24 protein-coding genes are annotated in these 20,519 nt (G+C 37.7%); 23 read left to right on the forward strand and 1 reads right to left on the reverse strand.

Going from position 1 to position 20,519, the window contains the following annotated elements; genetic code table 11:
* The first annotated feature begins 185 nt into the window (after positions 1 to 185).
* The 7 genes from ACKI30_RS08835 to ACKI30_RS08865 are packed head-to-tail and all read left to right on the forward strand — an operon-like array spanning position 186 to position 4,262.
* On the forward strand, positions 186 to 1,082 hold the full coding sequence (locus tag ACKI30_RS08835; protein ID WP_407411712.1) for an SseB family protein: 897 nt from the start codon (positions 186 to 188) through the stop codon (positions 1,080 to 1,082).
* A 9-nt stretch (positions 1,083 to 1,091) separates the two neighbouring features.
* Positions 1,092 to 1,715, forward strand: a complete 624-nt coding sequence (locus ACKI30_RS08840; protein ID WP_407411714.1) for a hypothetical protein — start codon at positions 1,092 to 1,094, stop codon at positions 1,713 to 1,715.
* Positions 1,716 to 1,719: 4 nt separating this feature from the next.
* Complete coding sequence (locus ACKI30_RS08845; RefSeq protein ID WP_407411716.1) at positions 1,720 to 2,061, forward strand: zinc-ribbon domain-containing protein; 342 nt, start codon at positions 1,720 to 1,722, stop codon at positions 2,059 to 2,061.
* Positions 2,062 to 2,076: 15 nt separating this feature from the next.
* Entirely contained in the window at positions 2,077 to 3,234 is a 1,158-nt protein-coding gene (locus ACKI30_RS08850) for a zinc ribbon domain-containing protein (protein WP_407411718.1), read from the forward strand.
* Position 3,235: 1 nt separating this feature from the next.
* Positions 3,236 to 3,685, forward strand: a complete 450-nt coding sequence (locus tag ACKI30_RS08855) for a GNAT family N-acetyltransferase (RefSeq protein WP_407411720.1) — start codon at positions 3,236 to 3,238, stop codon at positions 3,683 to 3,685.
* Positions 3,682 to 3,972 (forward strand): hypothetical protein, encoded by a 291-nt coding sequence (locus ACKI30_RS08860; protein ID WP_407411722.1) that lies wholly within the window; start codon positions 3,682 to 3,684, stop codon positions 3,970 to 3,972. Before ACKI30_RS08855 ends, ACKI30_RS08860 begins: the two co-directional genes overlap by 4 nt.
* On the forward strand, positions 3,969 to 4,262 hold the full coding sequence (locus ACKI30_RS08865) for a hypothetical protein (protein ID WP_407411724.1): 294 nt from the start codon (positions 3,969 to 3,971) through the stop codon (positions 4,260 to 4,262). Before ACKI30_RS08860 ends, ACKI30_RS08865 begins: the two co-directional genes overlap by 4 nt.
* A gap of 26 nt (positions 4,263 to 4,288) precedes the next feature.
* Here ACKI30_RS08865 and ACKI30_RS08870 read toward each other — a convergent pair whose 3' ends face one another.
* On the reverse strand, positions 4,289 to 4,648 hold the full coding sequence (locus tag ACKI30_RS08870; protein WP_407411726.1) for a hypothetical protein: 360 nt from the start codon (positions 4,646 to 4,648) through the stop codon (positions 4,289 to 4,291).
* A 285-nt stretch (positions 4,649 to 4,933) separates the two neighbouring features.
* Between ACKI30_RS08870 and ACKI30_RS08875 the strand changes: the two genes are divergently transcribed.
* The 16 genes from ACKI30_RS08875 to ACKI30_RS08950 all read left to right on the forward strand — a co-directional run bounded on the left by ACKI30_RS08875 (position 4,934) and on the right by ACKI30_RS08950 (position 20,331).
* Complete coding sequence (locus ACKI30_RS08875) at positions 4,934 to 5,473, forward strand: glutathione peroxidase (RefSeq protein WP_407411728.1); 540 nt, start codon at positions 4,934 to 4,936, stop codon at positions 5,471 to 5,473.
* An 80-nt stretch (positions 5,474 to 5,553) separates the two neighbouring features.
* Positions 5,554 to 5,979, forward strand: a complete 426-nt coding sequence (locus ACKI30_RS08880) for a universal stress protein (RefSeq protein ID WP_407411730.1) — start codon at positions 5,554 to 5,556, stop codon at positions 5,977 to 5,979.
* Positions 5,980 to 5,988: 9 nt separating this feature from the next.
* The gene (locus tag ACKI30_RS08885) at positions 5,989 to 6,378 is read left to right on the forward strand and encodes a hypothetical protein (RefSeq protein ID WP_407411732.1); all 390 of its coding nucleotides are present in this window, start codon (positions 5,989 to 5,991) and stop codon (positions 6,376 to 6,378) included.
* 79 nt (positions 6,379 to 6,457) lie between these two features.
* The gene (locus ACKI30_RS08890; protein WP_407411734.1) at positions 6,458 to 7,549 is read left to right on the forward strand and encodes a glycosyltransferase family 2 protein; all 1,092 of its coding nucleotides are present in this window, start codon (positions 6,458 to 6,460) and stop codon (positions 7,547 to 7,549) included.
* Positions 7,550 to 7,559: 10 nt separating this feature from the next.
* Entirely contained in the window at positions 7,560 to 8,633 is a 1,074-nt protein-coding gene (locus ACKI30_RS08895) for a glycosyltransferase (protein WP_407411736.1), read from the forward strand.
* A gap of 5 nt (positions 8,634 to 8,638) precedes the next feature.
* A complete protein-coding gene (locus tag ACKI30_RS08900) occupies positions 8,639 to 9,697 on the forward strand; it encodes a glycosyltransferase family 2 protein (protein ID WP_407411738.1) in 1,059 nt (352 codons plus the stop codon).
* Positions 9,698 to 9,880: 183 nt separating this feature from the next.
* Positions 9,881 to 11,203 (forward strand): UDP-glucose dehydrogenase family protein, encoded by a 1,323-nt coding sequence (locus tag ACKI30_RS08905; protein WP_407411740.1) that lies wholly within the window; start codon positions 9,881 to 9,883, stop codon positions 11,201 to 11,203.
* 2 nt (positions 11,204 to 11,205) lie between these two features.
* A complete protein-coding gene (locus ACKI30_RS08910) occupies positions 11,206 to 12,378 on the forward strand; it encodes a glycosyltransferase (protein ID WP_407411742.1) in 1,173 nt (390 codons plus the stop codon).
* A 164-nt stretch (positions 12,379 to 12,542) separates the two neighbouring features.
* Complete coding sequence (locus tag ACKI30_RS08915) at positions 12,543 to 13,367, forward strand: amino acid ABC transporter substrate-binding protein (RefSeq protein WP_407411744.1); 825 nt, start codon at positions 12,543 to 12,545, stop codon at positions 13,365 to 13,367.
* Between the two features lie 31 nt (positions 13,368 to 13,398).
* The gene (locus tag ACKI30_RS08920) at positions 13,399 to 14,049 is read left to right on the forward strand and encodes an amino acid ABC transporter permease (protein ID WP_295161666.1); all 651 of its coding nucleotides are present in this window, start codon (positions 13,399 to 13,401) and stop codon (positions 14,047 to 14,049) included.
* Positions 14,050 to 14,061: 12 nt separating this feature from the next.
* Entirely contained in the window at positions 14,062 to 14,745 is a 684-nt protein-coding gene (locus ACKI30_RS08925; RefSeq protein ID WP_407411746.1) for an amino acid ABC transporter ATP-binding protein, read from the forward strand.
* Between the two features lie 194 nt (positions 14,746 to 14,939).
* Positions 14,940 to 16,058, forward strand: coding sequence for a glycosyltransferase family 2 protein (locus ACKI30_RS08930; protein WP_407411748.1), 1,119 nt, complete (start codon positions 14,940 to 14,942; stop codon positions 16,056 to 16,058).
* Positions 16,059 to 16,062: 4 nt separating this feature from the next.
* Positions 16,063 to 17,325: a glycosyltransferase gene (locus tag ACKI30_RS08935; protein ID WP_407411750.1), complete on the forward strand. Its 1,263-nt coding sequence runs from the start codon at positions 16,063 to 16,065 to the stop codon at positions 17,323 to 17,325.
* A 7-nt stretch (positions 17,326 to 17,332) separates the two neighbouring features.
* Entirely contained in the window at positions 17,333 to 18,562 is a 1,230-nt protein-coding gene (locus ACKI30_RS08940; RefSeq protein ID WP_407411752.1) for a glycosyltransferase family 2 protein, read from the forward strand.
* Between the two features lie 44 nt (positions 18,563 to 18,606).
* Positions 18,607 to 19,317 (forward strand): IspD/TarI family cytidylyltransferase, encoded by a 711-nt coding sequence (locus ACKI30_RS08945; RefSeq protein WP_407411753.1) that lies wholly within the window; start codon positions 18,607 to 18,609, stop codon positions 19,315 to 19,317.
* Entirely contained in the window at positions 19,318 to 20,331 is a 1,014-nt protein-coding gene (locus ACKI30_RS08950) for a phosphorylcholine transferase LicD (RefSeq protein WP_407411755.1), read from the forward strand.
* The last annotated feature ends 188 nt before the right edge of the window (positions 20,332 to 20,519 follow it).

Consider the following 20,519-nt stretch of genomic DNA (forward strand, 5'->3'; position numbering starts at 1 on the left):
AATCCTATAATACTTATATAAAATTAACACACTTCAATATTTAAAATTAATATATTACTATATGATCTTTAGATTAGGAGAATTAAAACATACAATAGATTATCCGCAGGCATATCTTGGCGATGAGGAATTATACATCTAAAATATAATCAAGTTAATATAGAATTTAGGACAAAATAATTTCAATGATAACTCATAAACACTTGCGAACAGTAATTGAAGACATCTATTTGAATGACAATGAGCTCACAGAGGAACTGCTCATAAGGCTGATTCATGAATTCAGGTATTCCAACCTCTACATTCCTGCAAAAAGGGAAAACAATACCCTGAATTTCATAATATATGAGGATGAAGAGGCTAAAATCACTCCTCTTTTCACTGATTTGGATGAGTTTCACAAGTTCTATAAGGATGATGACATTCAGGTTCTAAACAACCCTTTCGAACTCTATCAGAACATCATAAAGACAACAGATATCGAAGGGTTTATATTGAATCCGGCATCTGAAAAATATCTGTTTAATAAGGAATTCATTTTAAGCATTGAAAACATTCCGAAAACAAACTTCTATGCCACAAACCCGTATTCTGAAGATGAACTGAGAGGCATCTACAATTCAATAAACAACAGTGACCTTGAGCAATTCGTTGACAATCCGGCAAACATCGGCGACTATGAGATGCTTTTTGAAAAGCTTACCCATTCCAGACTTTTAACATTGATGCTTAGTGATTATGACTTATCCCCGAAAGCCGATGACGGCCTTATATCACAAAAAGAGACTGGACCGGTTGCCTCCATGTACATTGACAATGTGGGCGGAAGGTATGCGACAATATTTTCATCAAGGCAAAGGCTGAATGATCCTGCAACTTCAAAATTCAGATATGCGCAGCTTATCGATTTGGCAACCCTTGTCAATTTTGTCCTCACCGAGGATATGGACGGTATCATACTGAATCCGCAGTCAAGCAATGTCCTGATTCCAAGGCTTACTCTTTTAAGGTATTCCCTTGGCTTTGAGAGATTTGCAAATGACGAGAGACTGTTCGAATCAATTTACTATTTATTCTTATGAGGTATTGCAATGTCAGATTTATCAGAATTAATTAAAATCAACAAAAATATAGAAAAGCAGAATGAGGAAATAATTCGCCTCCTGAAAAAGATTGCAGGCGAAAAGGATGAGCCTAAAGATCCCTTTGCACTTGACAAGGAAATGTCCAGGATGTTTGTAAGCAAGATGGTTGAGGATTTAGCCCAAAAGGGACTCATCGATGATGATAAAGAGGAAATAGTTGAAGAGACACATTCAGGCCTTCCATTGGACATCCGCCATAATGTCGGTGAGGTGGTATTCATTGAGGGTGAGGACATATTCAAACTAAGTGTCAAGAATAATGAAACAACAGTTGATAATTTGACATCTGATGGTGAAGCTAATGATTTTAAATTACAGGAAATTATAGCAAATGAATCCATCAAAAACAATCAAAGTTTAGAAGATGCCACAGTAATACTCAACGAGTCACAATCAAAAGACTTGGCGGAAACTTTGAAACTGTGTGTTGAAAACGGAGCTAAAAATGTCTATGTTCCGTTAAGCGAATCCAAACAGGTCATGTGGTCACTTGACGCCCTTAGAACAAAAATAAACATTGACTTTTATAAGGATGAAGACTTCATTATAGAAAAAATCTTTGGAAGGTGATTAAATGTCAAAATTCTGTCCGTTTTGCGGTGAAGAACTGGTTAATGAGGCAAAATTCTGCAAGAACTGCGGAAAGGACATATCCTCATACACCAATATTGGAAATGGTCAAAGTACCGGCGGCAGCTATGCTCCGCAGGTAAGCGAAAACAGCCACACCCTTGCATTGGTATTGGGTATACTGTCTGCAATATTTATTCCTATTATTGGATTGATATTCGGAATTTATCTCGTAACACGTAAGGACAACCCAAATGCCAAGACATATGGTATAGTTGTCATTGCACTGTCTGTTGTGGTCTGGTTCATTAGCTTCATAATAACTTCAACATTCATGTATTACTAGAAAAAAGGGTTTTAAATGAAATTGAATAACTTATCGAAATATACTGAAATTGACAGGGAAAAGCTTGAGCTGATTAGAAGCGCAATGCCTGAAACCGTGCTTAGAGAAAAGGTATTCTATTCAAAAGGCTACATTGACAATGAAATAGATTACAGTCCCGATCTCTGTCTTGAGGCACCACCTATTGATTATAAACTAACTAAAGTATGTCCAAAATGCGGCAAGAAATATCCTGAAAGCGAGATATTCTGCTTTGACTGTGCCGTGAGTCTAAAAGACATTGAGAAGGTCAATGTAAGACAGATTGATATACCTCATGAATTCAATTTTGAGGGTGAGAATTCATACACTGATTTCAAAGAGATTCTCACAGCGGAAAATCTTCTGGAGCTGACCAAATTCGAATTTGAAATGCAAGATTTTAATGAAATCATCAGAAACATCAAGCTCACTGCCATCAAGAACCTTGACTCTGCAATAAAGGACAATGAAATAGATTTGGACACATTGTCAATTCTTGAAAAGGTGATTCTTTTTACAAAGTCATTTGTCAATGTTGAATACAAGTCCTACGGTCAGGAACTTGGATTTTACAGATTCAATTCAATTTTTGTCGATGACAGACAGCTTGACGCACTTCAGATAACAACAATGCTTCATGAGCTCACACACTATCTTATAAAGGAAATACTGACCCATATACTGTGCAGGCTTCTTGACGCATCAAAGACAAAGGAAATTGAATCAATCGTAACGTTCATACTCTCATATTCTTCCGAAAACTGCCTGATTGATGAATATGCAGCCCATACAGTTGAGGGAAGATTTACCCTTATAGGATATCAGGACTATTCATCATTCTTGAATATCCAAAAGACAATCGAAAGGTCAAAGGATGAGATAGATATGCTCAAGACAATAGGCAACAGCCTTGCAAACACTGTTAAGGAAATCGTGGAATCTTTCATTGACAGTGACCTTCTGGAGGATATCAAAAAGCAGTTCAGAAGGGATATTCTTGACGAGCCGGATTACTCCCAGCTTATGCTTGAAAACTGCACATTATTAAATGACGTGGGATTTTTAAGGGCAATTGAATTTATTATTGTTGACGGTTTTGCAGTATCCATGGACAACATCGAAAAGCTGAATCAGATCAATGAAATGTGGTAGCATGGACTGGTTTTTGAAGGAATTTGATGAACTGAGCCTTGATGAGCTCTATGAAATACTGAAGCTCAGGGCTGAAGTCTTTGTAGTGGAGCAGGACTGTGCATACAATGACCTGGATGATAAAGACCAGATGGCATTGCACCTGTTTTTAAAGGATGGTGGCGAAATCATTGCGGTTTCAAGGATATTGCCTGAAAACGTGGCATTTGAGGATATGGCAATCGGCCGTGTCATTGTAAAAAAGGAATACCGTGGACACGGAATAGCTAAAAAAATCATGCAGAAGGCAATAGATTATATCATAAAAGACCTGAAAAAGGATAAAATCAGACTGTCAGGTCAGGCCTATCTTGTCAGGTTTTACGAGGATTTGGGATTTAAAAAAGTGTCCGACGTATATCTTGAGGACGGAATAGATCACTTTGAATTTTCATATGAGGTTAAAAAATGAATGTAGAGGAAAAAATTTTGGATTTGAACAGACAGCACTCCGGTGAGGATGCAGAAATTAAGGACTTATTACTGATTGTTATGACCAAGTTTCAGCTCTTTGAACCATGTTTATATTTAAGTGAAGACGACGAATGGGTAAACGTTTCCATGGTTTCAATAGAGGATGAAAGCGTCACACAGCCTATGTCCATTAAAAAGGAAGAAATATCAATGGTGGGCATTTTCAACAGGGAAGATATTGAAGTGAACCTTCCGAAAAGCGATTCCGAGGTATTCTACCAATGAAGGAAATATTCATCGCAGATGACTTCAGCGTTGATGAGCTCACAGAAAAGATCAACAATCTGATGAGCAAGTGGTCCGTCAAACTTTTAGACATTAACGGCCCAAGCTGGGTGATTTACAATCAGGATATGGAGGTCAAGTTTCTCTTTTTCTTTGAAGTGGACTTCAACGACATTGAAACCAGAATAAAGCTTGAGGATTTGAAACTGAATGTCATCCATCACATTGAATCATTAAAAGACGATACTGCATACAGGGACAATCTTATAAATTCAGTGTTCATTGATTAAAAAAAATAAAAAAAGAAGAATTAAAATTAATTAATTCTTGTATTGTAATATCTTACGCCGTCTTCATCATATGTGTACCATCTGTTTACTTCTTCGTCGAATTTTTCACCGATGACAGGGACATATGAATCACTTTGAGGATTATATACCTTATATGTGGTGTTTGCATTTGTAAGATTAGAATCATCACCATTTCTGGTTGAGTTATCGCCAACAATTGTGCCGTTGGTACCGTTGACCTTGTCTACGTCAATGACTGTTTTGTTTTTTGTCTTATTGGTGACATCAATTGCAGTGTTATCTGAAGAGTAGATGTATGCTGCAACTGCTGCAAGAGCAATCACTAATATTACAATTGCGATTAATATTATATTCTTTTTATCCATAATATTTCACCTATTATTAAGTCTGTTTTAACTAGTATTTAATATCTAATGTCTTGTCCATGTTGCAATATGTTAAAGTTGTTGTAATTATAGTCCTTTTTTCTCAAACTGTTCACCTTTGAAGTGATTCGCAACAGTTTTATATGGAATTACTGTTATTTAAAATGAAAATTAAATATCCATTTCAAATTTTTCATGATGACGACACCTTCGTATAAATTATTTTCCAAAAACTTTAAATACATTCATTCTACAATATATCTTCAAATCCCATGGAGGAATTTTATGTCTATATATGATTTTGAAGTAAAGGACGGCGAAGGGAACATGCAGTCCCTAAGCCAATACAAGGACAAAGTACTTTTAATAGTGAATTCAGCGACTAAATGCGGTTTCACTCCACAATATAATGAATTGAATGAAATGTACAATGAATTCAATGAACAGGGCTTTGAAATACTTGATTTCCCATGCAACCAGTTTGGAAGTCAGGCCCCTGGAACAACCGAGGAAATCACAGAGGTGTGCAGATCAAAATGGCTTGTGCCGTATGCAATATTCGACAAGATTGATGTCAACGGTGAGAATGCATCACCGCTATTTGAATACCTTAAAAACGAACAGCCTTTCACTGATTTGAAAGGTAAAGGTGCAACCGCACTTAAATTAATGCTTAAAGCAAAAGACAGACATTACAAGGACAGCAATGACATCAAATGGAATTTCACCAAGTTCCTAGTTGACCGTCAGGGCAATGTGGTTCGCAGATTCGAGCCAACCGAAGACATGGGTGATGTGAAAGATGCCGTAGAGGCTCTTTTATAATCCCACTTTTTTTTATTTTAAATAAATCTTATTAACCATTAACATCTAATATACTATTAACTAATATTGGTGTAAGCATAATGTATAAGAAAATTTTACTTCCAACAGACGGTTCAGACTATGCGGAACAAGAAGTTGACAGGGCATCAAAGCTACTCGCTGACGATGGTGAAATCATAATCGTTTCAGTTGCGGGCAAAATTACTTCAACTGCATTTCAAAGCAGAAGAAAAGTCCGTAAAATTAACGAAAGAATGAAAAAAGAGGCAAATGAATCCGTTGCCAAAATGGAAAAACTCTTCGACGATTCCGTGAATGTGAAAACAATTGTTGAAACAGGTTTTGCTGCTGAAAAGATCAATGAAGTTGCAGAAAGGGAAGGTGCTGATTTGATTGTCATCGCATCTTCAGGAAAAAGCGGACTGCACAGATTCATCCTTGGAAGCGTAACTGAAAAGGTTCTTAAAACAGCGGACATTGACGTTTTATTAGTTCACAACGATTAAGGTGATTTGATGGAAAGAAAACAGGCTATAATAGCTGCAGTAGTTGTCATACTGATAATAGCTGTCGCAGCATTTGCATACATTTCAGCAAATAGCCACAACACAAAGATTGAAGTTACAAGCAACGGCACTCTTAAAAACGGTGACTTTTTTTCAATAAGGCTCACCGACGAGTACAGAAACGCTTTTCCAAATGAAGTGGTAGACATTAAGATTCTCGACGATTCAGGTTGGGCTCATAAGTATCAGGTTACCACTGACAATTCAGGTGAAGCTTCCGTTGAATTGCTGACATTTGAAAACGGTAACTACACCGTTCACTGTAACTATAACGGTACAATGTTCAACAAGCAATCACGCAGCGTAACAAATCTGGCTATCGATGACGGATTTAATTAGAAAATTTTTACGGGAAAATATTGGTTGAAATCAATATTTTTCATTTACTTATTTTTAATGATGATTAGAGGTTTTATTAATGGTTAAGGTATCTGTTGTTATTCCGGTTTATAATGTTGAAGACTTTCTGGGGGAATGTCTCGACAGCATCACCAATCAGACATTGGCTGACATTGAAATAATCTGCGTTAATGACGGTTCAAAGGACAAGTCCCTTGACATCCTAAATGACTATGCGTCAAAGGACGATAGAATCACTGTCATTGACCAGGAAAACGGCGGTCATGCTGTTGCAACAAACAGGGGAATGGAACTTGCAACAGGAAAATACCTGTTTTTAATGGACTCAGACGATATTCTTGATTTGAAGGCTTTGGAGCTGACATATGATCTTGCCGAAAGCAAAAATGTTGACTTTGTCATATTTCAGGCAATCAACTATTACATGGACAAGAACGAGTATATTGAAGAGGAAAACTACAGCATGACAAAACTTGCAGATCATGTTGGAGATTCCGTTTTCAGCTACCGTGACGTTAAGGATTTCGTATTCGACATGTCTGTGACACCATGGTCAAAGCTCTACAGGCGTGATTTCATTGAAAGGAACAATATAAGATTTCCCGAAGGGCTTGTATTTGACGATAACGTATTTTTCTATGATGTGCTTTTTGCGGCTGAGAGAATCAGTTTCCTTAAAAGGCATCTCTTCAAGAGAAGATGGTATCCTACCTCATCCACCCGTGCGGGAGATGAGAGATTTCTTAATTATATCCCAATCTCCAATCTGATATGGGACATATTCAGGAAATATGGCGTTTTTGAGGATTTCAAGGAGGAACTCTACGCCAAAAAGACAAGTACAGTCTATTACTGGTACCAAAATATTCAGGATGAATTCAAGGAAATGTTTTTCAAAGAAATGAAGAGTGACTATGAAAAGATAGCCGAGGATGAAAAGCTTGCCGAAGACCTGAAAAGCAATGTCAATGACAGGAACAGGGTTATTTTCCAAAGCGTATTGGATGCGCAAAACACCAGGGAATTTGATCTTATGGTGGAAAATTACGACTTGAAATGCGAGAATGAAACACTCAAATCCAAAATAGAGGAGTTTTCATCATCTGCAAGCTGGAAGATTACAAAGCCTCTGAGGGCTATCAGGAAATAGGTGTGATAATATGGTTGAGGTTTCTGTTATTATTCCCGTTTACAATGCAAGCGATTATCTTGAGGAGTCACTGGACTGCATACTTAATCAGACACTGGACGATCTGGAAGTTATATGTGTCGATGACGGATCAAAAGACAACTCTCTTGAGATATTGAATGAGATAGCTTCAAGGGATTCAAGAGTGAAGGTATTCCATCAGGAAAACCGTGGAGGAGGCGCTGCAAGAAACGTTGCAATCCCCCACGCAACAGGAAACTACATCTATTTTATGGATGCCGACGATAAGCTTAAAGATTACGCACTTGAGAAATGCCTGGACATATCAAAGCAAAAAAATCTTGACTTTCTGCTTTTCAAGGCAATAAACTATGCCGAAGATACAGGCGAGTATTTTGAAACTGATGACTATTCAATGAATGAGATAGCCGAGGCCGTTGGAGATAAGGTGTTCAGCTATGATGATTTGGGCGATTTGGTCTTCAAGATGTCAGTTACCCCATGGTGCAAGTTCTACAATAGAAATTTTGTAGTCAACTCCGGTGCCAAGTTTGCCGAAGGACTGATATTCCACGACAACATATTCTTTTATGACAGCCTCTTTTATGCTGAAAGAATCAGCTTTTTGGATGAGGTGCTCTATATCAGACGCAGACATTCCGCTTCATCAACAGCGGCAGGAGACAGAAGATACATCAACTACATAACAATTTCAGACATGATCTGGAACATTTTCTTCAAGCACAATGTCTTTGATACGTACAAGGCCGAGCTTGCAACCAAGAAGTTCGGAGTTATAAACTACTGGTACAAGAACATCCAGGAGGAACATAAGCAGGCCTACTTTGATGAGATGAAAGGGGACTTTGAAAGGATAGCTGAAGATAAGAAGTTCTATGAATATATAACAGACAGTTTGGTTGACTGGCAGCGAAACATCCTTGATAGCGGTCTTGAGGCTGATATTCCTGAAGAGTATGACCTTATGATGGAGAACTATGATTTGGAAATTGAAAACAGACATTTAAGGGAGCTGCTTGATGAGCCAATCTATAAGATAGCGGTATCCAAGATTAGGAAGTGATTAGAATGGTTAAGGTTTCTGTTGTTATTCCAGTTTACAATGCAGAGGATTTCATTGAGGAGTCACTTGACTGCATACTTAATCAGACACTGGACGATTTGGAAGTTATATGTGTCGATGACGGCTCCGAGGACAGTTCACTTGAGATATTAAACGAGATAGCTTCAAGGGATTCAAGAGTGAAGGTATTCCATCAGGAAAACCAGGGCGGAGGTGCTGCAAGAAACAATGCCCTCAGGCATGTCACAGGAGAATATCTCTACTTCATGGATGCTGACGACAGGGTTGAAACCGACGCATTCGATGAGTTTTATGCATTATCAACAAAACATGATTTGGATTTTCTGATTTTCAAAGCTACAAATTATGCTGAAGATACCGGAGAGTATTTTGAAACCCCATATTACAACATGGACAGGATCCGGGATTTTGCAAGGGGAAAGGTCTTTTCATTTGAAGATCTGGGCGATTTGATATTCAACATCAGCGTCACCCCATGGTGCAAGTTCTACAATACAAAGTTCGTGCTTGAAAGCGGAGCCCAGTTTCTTGAAGGTTCAATTTTCCATGACAACCAGTTCTTCTGGGAGGTTCTCTTCAACGCAGAGAGGATGTATTTCATTGACAAGTCATATTACATAAGGCGCAGACACTCAGCGTCCTCAACAGGAGCGGGGGATTTAAGATACATCAACATCATCAATGTGGTCAACAACATCATCAAGCTCTTTGTAAAATACGACCAGATTGACAGATTCAGGCAGATTCTCTACAACAAGAAGGTGCTGTGGATTACCACAAGATTCTTTGAAATCCGTGACGAGTTCAAGGATGACTTCTACAGGGCAATGAAGGATGACTTTTCATCCGAGGGCGATGACTTTATAGGATGCCTTGATGAGAAAAACAGATTCCTTTTCAATGCCGTCTTAAGCTCAAAGACTGCAAGGCACTTTGATTTGATGTGTAAAAACTACGATTTGAAAAAAGAGAATGCACGATTGAAGAATCAGAAGAAACTGCCTAATTTCTTAAAGTACAAGCTCAAAAAGCATGTGAAATGATATACATGCAACTTAGATTTTAAGTATATTTAAAAGATGAATGCCTTGATTTGAAATTATAATCATGAAAAAATGAATTCAGGGCACAAAATCAATTATTTTTAAGTGAAACTGATATTTGGTTAAACTATTTAAAACAAAAAAAACATAATTTTATTATTAAATTAAATTTTTGGGATATATATGAAGATTACTGTTATTGGAACCGGTTATGTTGGACTTGTAACAGGTGCCTGTTTTTCAAAAATGGGAAACAAGGTATACTGTGTAGACATTGTAGAAGAAAAAATTGAAGGACTTAAAAACAACATCCTTCCCATCTTTGAACCTAATCTTGACACATTGGTGAAAAGCAGTCAGGAAAGAGGGGATCTGATATTTACAACAGATATCAGGGAAGCTCTTGACGATACAAACATCATATTCATTGCAGTAGGAACTCCTATGGCTGAAGACGGAAGCGCTAACCTTGACTATATTTTCTCTGCCGCTTCAGATATTGCAAACAACATCACTCACGATTCACTTGTTGTCATTAAATCAACCGTGCCTGTCGGAACAGGATTTAAGGTGAAAGAACACATCGAAAACATTCTTAAGGAAAATAATTCACAAGTAAAAATCAGTATTGCATCCAATCCGGAATTTTTAAAGGAAGGACATGCAATTGAAGACTGCCTTCACCCAGACCGTGTCGTAATAGGTGCTGAAGAGGAAGAGGTATTTGAAACCCTGAAGGACTTATATTCCACTTTCGTTTTAAACCACGACAGGTTCGTTCTTATGGACATCAAGTCCTCTGAAATGACAAAATACGTGGCAAATGCAATGCTTGCAACCAAAATCTCATTCATGAACGAGGTTGCAAACATCTGTGAAGTTACAGGAGCAAATGTCCAGAATGTCCGTCTTGGAATAGGATCAGATAAAAGGATAGGTTACGATTTCATCTATGCGGGATGCGGATACGGAGGAAGCTGTTTTCCAAAGGACGTCCAGGCATTGATAAACACTGCCCAGAGCAACGGATATGAACCTAAACTTCTCTCAACCGTGGAAGGAGTAAACAAGAAGCAGAAAAGGGTGCTTGTCAAAAAGGTTCTTGACAGGTTCGGAGAAGACCTCACAGGCCTTACATTTGCAATATGGGGACTTGCATTCAAGCCTGGTACCGATGACGTTAGGGAAGCGACATCACTTGTAGTAGCTTCAAAACTCATCAATCAGGGAGCAAAAATAAAAGCATACGACTCACAGGCTAGAGAAGAGTTCATAAGAACAATCGACGACAAGTATCTCGATTCAATTGAATTTGTGAATAACAGGTACGATGCCCTTGATGATGCTGACGCATTAATATTGATTACAGAATGGAAGGAGTTCAGAAACCCTGACTTTGAGCTACTTGAAGAAAAACTAAATCAGAAAGTGATTTTTGACGGAAGAAACATTTACGACAAGAAAATAGAAAAACTAGGATTTGAATTGTATCAGATTGGATGTTAAATATGCCTTCAATATCAGTTATTGTTCCAGCTTACAACGTTGAAAAATACGTGGGGGAATGTCTGGAAAGCATTATGAACCAGACATTTGATGACCTTGAAATCATATGCGTTAACGACGGTTCTACCGATTCCACATTGGATATTCTCAACGATTATGTCAAAAAGGATAAACGCATAAAAGTGATTTCCCAGGAAAACAGGGGCCTTTCAGGAGCAAGAAACACTGGTTTGAAAAATGCAGATGGAAAATATGTCTATTTTATAGACTCTGATGATTATCTCGAGCTCGATGCTCTTCAAAAGCTGTATGAACTCTCAGAGAAAAACGATTTGGACATGGTGCTCTTCAAGCTGATTAATATTGATGATGAGACAAAGGAGAGATACCCTACCAAATACTATGACATGAAATATATGGGAGAATATGCCGGTGAAGTGTTCAGCCACAGGGACATTCCAAAGTATGTATACAGGATTCCCGTTTCCATTCCGGGAAAATTCTTTAAAAGAGACCTGATAAAAGATATGGAATTTGTTGAGGGAATGATATTCGAGGACAATGCCTTTTTCGTCGAGGCGCTCTTCAAGGCAGAAAGGGTTAGCTTTCTTGATGAATACCTCTACATCAGAAGAGTAAGGCAGGACTCCATTACAACCTCAAGCAAGAACTTCACTGATTATATTGCAGTTTCCAACTTATTAATCGACATAACAAAGGATTACGGACTGTATGATCAATATAAGCCTCAGCTTTTCAACAAGACTATCACAAACACCTATCTAAGGTTCGATCAGGTCAGCGGTGAGGACAAGGACATATTCTTCACTGAAATGAAAAAGGACTATCTTGCCAAAAAGGACGAGTATGATGCAGATGAGGCATTCCAGAATGGCCCTGAACGCCTAAGGGAAATATTCTACAGCGCCATCGAATCCGAAAACGCAAGGGAATTTGACCTGTCAATCAAATACTTTGACTTGAACAAAAGCTACGCGAAGGCATCAAAATCAGCCGAAAAACTTTCCAACGAAAACCAGCACCTTAAAAGTGAAAATGAAAAATTAGCCGAAGAGAATGAAAGGTTAACCCGAATTAATGAAGAAGCCCTTAACTCGACCAGCTGGAAAGTTACAAAACCGTTAAGATATTTAGGCGATGCTGTTAAAAAATAGAATTTTTTAATAATTTATTAGCCTAAAATATTACCTTTTTTAATTTTAACTAAACTATTTCTTTATTTCATTCAAAAATCATATAATTAAATTAATATATCAAAAAATAAAAAATATTATTGTAGAAAAAATTTCTACATAGTTATAACTATTTGGTGTTTTAAATGAATAAAAAGATAGGTTTTATTTTAGCTTTAGTTCTATTATCATTAATGGTAATAGGTACTGCAAGCGCAGGTTTATTTGACTTTTTGGGAGGAAGCGACACTGCAGCAGGAAACGATAATGAAACTCTCATTGTAGGATTCGATGCAGAATTCCCACCATACGGATATAAGGACGATAATGGAAGCTACACTGGTTTCGATTTAGACTTAGCAAAAGAAGTTTGTGAAAGAAACAATTGGACTTTCAAAGCCCAACCAATTGACTGGGATTCAAAAGATGCAGAATTAGATTCCGGATCTATTGACTGTATCTGGAACGGATTCACAATTGACGGAAGAGAAAACGATTACCTTTGGTCTAACCCATACTTTGACAACAAACAAATATTTGTTGTTAAATCAGACTCAAACATTAAATCTATTTCAGATTTATCAGGTAAAACCGTAGAAACACAAAAAGATTCATCCGCTTTAGCAGCTCTTCAAGGTGACAACAAAACTATCGCTGACACTTTTGGAACCTTAACCGAAGTTGCTGACTATAACACTGCATTCATGGACTTAGAATCTGGTGCATGTGATGCTGTTGCTATGGATATTGGTGTTGCTGAATATGATATCCAACAAAAAAATGATACCAGCGCATTCTCTATCCTGAATGAGTCAATTACAACCGAAAAATATGGTATTGGATTCAAAAAAGGAAATGACGTATTAAAAGACCAAGTACAATCCACATTAGATGAAATGTTCAAAGATGGTACTGTAGCTAAAATCGCTGAAAAATACGGTATTTCCGAAGACGCTTTAATCCAACCTTAAATTAGAACAGTAAGAGGGGAGAATTAGATATATGATATTAAGTAAGGTAATTGAATTATTGCTTGGAGGTATGGTCACCTCTATTGAAATATTCTTACTCACACTTCTATTCTCTCTTCCTCTTGGTTTAGTAGTAGCCGGAGGAAGAATGAGTAAGTTTGCACCGCTCAGATGGATTGCAAAGGTTTATATTTCAATCATGAGAGGTACACCATTGATGTTACAGTTGATTGTTGTATTCTTCGCACCGTATTATGTTTTTGGAATAAATCTTTCAGCTGATTACAGATTTATAGCCGTTATTATAGCATTTACAATAAATTACGCAGCATACTTTGCTGAAATTTATAGAGGCGGAATTGAATCTATCAACAGTGGACAATATGAGGCTGCCCAGGTATTAGGGTATTCCAAATTTCAAACATTTTTCATAATTATATTGCCGCAGGTATTCAAAGTAGTTCTTCCTTCAATTACTAATGAAGTGATTACTCTTGTAAAAGATACTTCTCTATCATTTGTTATCGCAATTCCGGAAATGTTTACAGTAGCTAAACAGATTGCAGCATCTGAAGCTTCAATCGCTGCACTATTGGTAGCAGGTGTATTCTATTACGTATTCAACATGATTGTTGCTTTCGTCATGGAACACATTGAAAACAGATTGGATTATTATGAATAGGAGGAGTGCTTTATGAGTTTACTAGAAGTTAAAAACCTTAAGAAAAGTTTTGATGACAATGTGGTATTGAAAGACATATCTCTCAATGTTGAAAGGGGAGAGGTATTGGCAATCATCGGACCGTCAGGTTCCGGTAAATCTACATTGCTCAGGTGCATCACTGACCTGGAACAGGAGGACAGTGGTGAAATTAATTTTGACGGTACCTTTGGATTGGTATTCCAGAACTTTAACTTGTTCCCGCACCATTCAGTAATGAAAAACATTACAAATGCACCAATTAAAGTACAAAAAAGAGATAAGACAGAAGTTTATGACCATGCAAGAAAACTGTTGTCTCAGATGGGACTTTCAGATAAGGAAGACGCATATCCATGTGAACTTTCAGGAGGACAGCAGCAAAGGGTATCTATTGCACGTGCTCTTGCAATGAATCCGGACATTCTGTTTTTCGACGAGCCTACATCCGCACTGGATCCGGAACTTACCGGTGAAATATTGAATGTAATCAAGGATTTGGCTGCAAACAACATGACAATGGTTATCGTTACCCACGAGATGGCATTTGCACGTAATGTCGCAGACACAATCATCTTCATGGACGGTGGAGTGATTGTAGAGCAAGGAACACCTGATGAAGTATTTTCATCCGACAACCAAAGAATGAAAGACTTCCTCGGCAAGTTTTATGATTAATTTTTAATCATATACCTTTTCTATTTTTTTAAATATTTTCACTTTTTTGATGAGCTTTTTTTATCCGTATCAATATCTACGGCTTTTAAATTCATTACAATACCATAAAAAAGCCATTAAATTAATATTTTAGAATTACTTTAAATAGTATTAACAATATAAATTATACTGATAAAATTTTTATAAGTGAGAATATGGTAAAAGTTTCTGTTGTAATTCCCGTTTATAATGTTGAAGACTTCTTGGGGGAATGTCTGGACAGTATCGTTAACCAGACTCTTGATGATATTGAAATCATCTGCGTCAATGACGGTTCAACCGACAAGTCTTTGGATATTTTAAATGACTATGCTTCCCGTGACGATAGGTTCACTGTAATTGATCAGGAAAACGGCGGTCACGCTGTTGCAACCAATCGTGGTATGAAGCTGGCTAAGGGAAAATATTTATTTTTAATGGATTCAGATGATATACTTGAATTGACAGCTCTTGAAGACACATATAAATTGGCAGAGGAAAAGAATGTTGACTTTGTTCTCTTCCAGGCCATCAACTATTATATGGACACCGGAGAATATGTCAAGGCTGAAAACTACAGTATGAATGCACTTGCCGATTTTGTCGGCGACAGGGTGTTCAACTACAAGGACATTGAGGATTACATCTTTGACATTGCGGTTACCCCATGGACAAAGCTCTATAACAGGGAGTTTGTTGAAAAATGCGGAGCAATATTTCCTGAAGGTCTGGTCTTTGAGGACAACGTATTCTTCTGGGATGTGCTTTTCAATGCTGAAAGGATTGTATTTTTAAGAAAACACCTCTTTAAAAGAAGATGGTATTCAACATCATCCACAACATCCGGTGGAAAGCATTTCGTTGACAGCATTGCAGTGAACAATCTCATCATAGACAGGTTCATTAAATACGGCATGTTCGAAAAGCACAAGGCGTATCTCTACAACAAGAAAATCCGTCTGGTCTTCATGAGATATAACAAGATCAAGGATGAGTTCAAGGAGTATTTCTATGAGAAGATGAAAGAGGATTTCACAAAGATGCTCTACAGCGAAAGATATGATGATTTCATATATAACATATATCTTTACAATAAGCACCGCTTTGACAGTGTTGTGAACTCAAACACTCATGAGGAATTCAAGATACTTTATGAAAATGCAACTTTGAAAAACCAGAACAGGAGTCTGGAGAGAAAGATCAGAAAATTGAGTCTTGAAAACAACGCTGTTCTTCACTCCAGAAGCTGGGAGATTACAGGTCCTTTAAGAGTTGCTAAAAAAATGTTTAAATGATATTATGGTTAAGGTTTCAGTTATTATTCCGGTATACAATGCCGAAGATTATTTGAGAGAGTCCCTGGACTGCATCGTCAACCAGACACTTGATGATATTGAAGTCATATGCGTTGATGACGGTTCTGTAGATTCTTCCTGGGACATTCTTGAGGATTATAATAATAGATTTGATAATTTTCAAATCTTTCACCAGGAAAATCAGGGCGGTGGAGCCGCAAGAAACCATGCATTGACAAAGGCCGTGGGAAAATACATCTACTTCATGGATGCGGATGACCTCCTTGACGGTGACGCCCTGAGGCAGTTTTATGAAATCTCAGAAGAGAAGGAACTTGACTTTCTCATATTTCAGGCAACAAACTACGATGAGGATACAGGAGAGCATTTCGATACCGATTACTATCTGATGAACGAGCTCTACGAGTTTGTTGGAGACAGGGTCTTTTCATTTGATGATTTGGAAGATCACATCTTTGATTTTTCAGTCACCCCTTGGTGCAAGTTCTACAATCGCGAGTTTGTCATCAAAACCGGTGCGCAGTTTGCGGAAGGTCTGATATTTCATGACAACATCTTCTTCTGGGGAATCATTTTTGATGCCGAAAGGATGTTTTTCTACCCGAAAAAGCTGTATACCAGAAGGCTGCATTCAAAATCATCAACCGGTGCGGGCGACAAGCGCTACGTAAGTTCAATCACAATCAACAACATGATCGTCCAAAGCTTCATTGACCACGGATACTTTGAAAAGTACAGGGAAAGGCTGTACAACCGCAAAATCAAGATGGTGTTCAACAGATATTCTCACATTCAGGACATCTACAAGGAATTCTATTACGGTGCAATGAAGGAGGATTTCATGAAGCTCATAGGCCATGAAAAATATGATGATGCCATGGAAAACCTCAACGAATACAACCGCTCCCGCTTTGAAAAGGTTGTTGCCTCTCGTGACTTTTATGAATTTGAGGCTCTTATGGAAAATCTGAAACTGGAATGGGACATTAAGAGATTGGAAAATAAGCATGAAAGACTGCAGAACCGTTTTGACAATCTTGCCGAAAGGCGAAAGATACTGAAGGAACAGAATACTGTATACAAAAAGGAAAAGAGAAAACTGGAAATAGAAAACGACAGATTGAACAGAAAAGTTAGTAGGTTGGAAGAAAAGATTGACAGACTTGAGAAGACTCAGGAGGAGATTTTCAATTCAAACAGTTGGAAATTGACAAAACCTTTAAGGGATATTAAAAATTTAAGGTAGTGTGATTATGGTTAAAGTTTCTATTATAATGCCTGTTTACAATGCAAGCGAGCTATTGGAAGAATCAATTGAAAGTGCAATGAAACAGACTTTAAAGGATATTGAAATAGTCTGTGTTGATGACGGGTCCACAGACAATTCAGTTGAACTGTTAAAGGAGTTATCCAAAAAATATGACTGTATAAAAATATTTACCCAGGAAAACGAGGGTTCAGGAAGTGCCAGAAACCACGGGCTTGACGAAGCCACAGGAGAATACATCGCATTTCTTGATGCAGACGACATTTTTGTGGACGGCAATGCACTTGAAACATTATATGACTATGGTGTAAAAAACAATGCGGATCTGGTCTGCGGAAACTTAAAAAGACTCTCCTTCGATACCGGTGAGATTATAGACAATCCCAACTACAAAGCGGAAAACTACTATTATTTCGACTCTCCAAAAACAATCACACCTGCCGAATACGGAGTCCCTTGGGCATTCTACAAGAACATATTTAAAAGATCATTCTTAAATGAGCACAACATCAGATTCAAGGATTTAAGAAGAGGTCAGGATCCTGTATTCCTCTCAGAGGTATTGGCAAAAGTGGATAAGGTTTACGGATGTCCTGTCGATTTGTATGCTTACAGGTTTGAATCCGGAAAGCCATACGCTAAAATCAATACGCCTGAGAAAAAACTTCACTATATTCTTCACTTTAAAGGGTGTTTTGATGCTTTAGAAGAAGGGGGATTGTATGAGACCTCAGAGATATTCAAGCAAAAGCTCATGTACTTTTTGGATTACGGAACAGAATTTGACGACATTGTCATGTATGACAGTGCCATGGAAGCTTTCGGATGGCCTACAACCTACTTCGATAATTTCAAATATGAATATGAGGCATTTCTGGTCCATCACATGATGAACAAGATAAATATCGAGAATTCAGAGGAGTTCTACAGCAAGGCCAAACAGATGCTAATTGACATGAAAGTATGGCACAATGAACTCATTCCGGCAGATACTTTAAGAAATCTCATATTATTTTTCAACACTGAATCATACGAGGAATATAAAGAGAGATATCATGAATTCCTCATTGAAGACGCCAAAATCCAAAATGTATTGTTGGCTGAGGAAAACGAAAAGCTTACCGAGCAGGCTGAAGAACTGCAGGACATTAACAATCAGCTGTTTAATTCACGCAGCTGGAAATATACAAAAGGCTTAAGAAAATCTGAGAAATAATCGGAGATTTTCATTATTCAAATTTATATGGAGTTATAATATTTATGAACGTACCTATTATATTGGCTGGAGGTGTAGGCTCTAGGGTTGGAGCGGACATACCAAAGCAATTCATCAAGGTTTTAGGAAAACCTATACTGGTGTATACCATTGAGGCATTTCAGAATCATCCTGAAATTGATGCTATTGAAGTTGTCTGCATTGAAAGTCATATGGATTATTTAAGGGAACTTGTTGACGAATACAATTTAGACAAGGTGAAATGGATTACAAAAGGCGGCGTTGACTTTCAGCATTCAGTAATCAATGGAGTCAACAATCTCAAGGGCGTGCTTGATGACGATGACATTGTCCTTGTTCATTACGGCGCTTCACCTTTCGTGCAGGAGGACATCATCTCCGATGCGATAAGGGTCTGCAGGGAAAAGGGAAACTCATCACCTGCAATGTCTTCCCCGCTGCTTGTCGGAACCAATGACGGCGAAAAGTCAACAGAATGGATTGACAGGGACAAGATCGTAATATTCAACGCTCCTCAGTGCTTCAAGTTTTCATACGTTACACAGCTCTATGACGAGGCTATTGAAAAGAACCTGCTTGAACAGGTTGAACCTCACACAACCACTTTAATGTATCTGATGGGCAGGGAGATTTACCTTTCTAAAAGCAGTCAGATCAATATCAAGATTACCAATAAAGAGGATATAGAATTATTCAAGGGATATGTTTTAGCAAAAAGATACGATGGTGAGTAGATGGGTTTTAAACAACGTTTCATGGAATATTTTCTAAAAAAGAGCAACAGCTATAACTATTACAAAAAGGAATCAGAAAGCGTGGCGCAGTTGAAGGAGGATTTCAAGGAATACAAAAAGACAACTGACGATTATCTTGACTCCTACAATCATCTGTTCAATACAATATTTTTGGATTATGAGCTTCATCCGAAGCCATTGCTTTCAGGCCTGCAAGGAATCTGCGTTGAACTCTTATCATTTTGTGATAATGTCTGCAAGAAATACGACCTGCAGTGGTGGATTGATTTCGGAAACCTTATCGGTACTGTAAGGCATGAAGGTTTTGTGCCTTGGGATGACGATACAGATATCGGAATGATGAGGGAGGACTACATCAAGTTCAATGAGGTTCTTCCGAAGGAGATTGAAAAGTATAATCTGCAGGATATCATTACAATCAGTTACAGGAAACGTCCTATCGAAGGGGATAAGATTGACAGTTTTCTCCAGCTTTTCATCATTGACAAGAACCATGAGGGTAAAAATGCCCTTTTGGGCGGTGTTGACGTTTTCCCATATGATTTCTTAAACGACTATGACCCTGACACTATTGACGATTTGTACTATGAGTCAAAACTTGATTACTTCAGGGATCTGAGCAGGGGCGAAGGAATGGAAAAAAGCCTTGAAAACCTTTATGAAAACCTGAACCTCAGCATGGAGGAATCCAAGTATGTGATGCATGGTGTTGAAGGTGCATGCGGTCCTAGAAACCTTTACAAGATGCTTATTGTTGATAAGGAAACAGTATTTCCGCTTAAAAGAATGAAATATGTTGACAGGATGTTTCCGTGTCCAAATGACCATGACACTTATCTCAGAAAGGTCTATGGAGATTACATGAAAGTGCCTAAGTCAATACGTACTCACAGCAGGGTTAAAAACTTCCGGTATGTTGAAGATGCCCCTGAGAAGTTCCAGGACTACATTGATCTTTTAAAGGGAATCAATGAAAATTTCGAATTTGATTGAATGCAATATTCAATCCCACTTTTTTCTATTTTTCAAGAAATAATTACTATCGGGAGTGTCCGAAATTAGTTAATTATGTAATACTAATTACTAAAATGGATATTACTTAAAATTTCCAATGGATATAGAGTGAATTTTAAAAATTCACCAAATTTATTTTTTATATAATTAAAAAACAACTTTTCGTC

This window comes from Methanobrevibacter sp. (assembly GCF_045539575.1).
Taxonomy (GTDB): domain Archaea; phylum Methanobacteriota; class Methanobacteria; order Methanobacteriales; family Methanobacteriaceae; genus Methanocatella.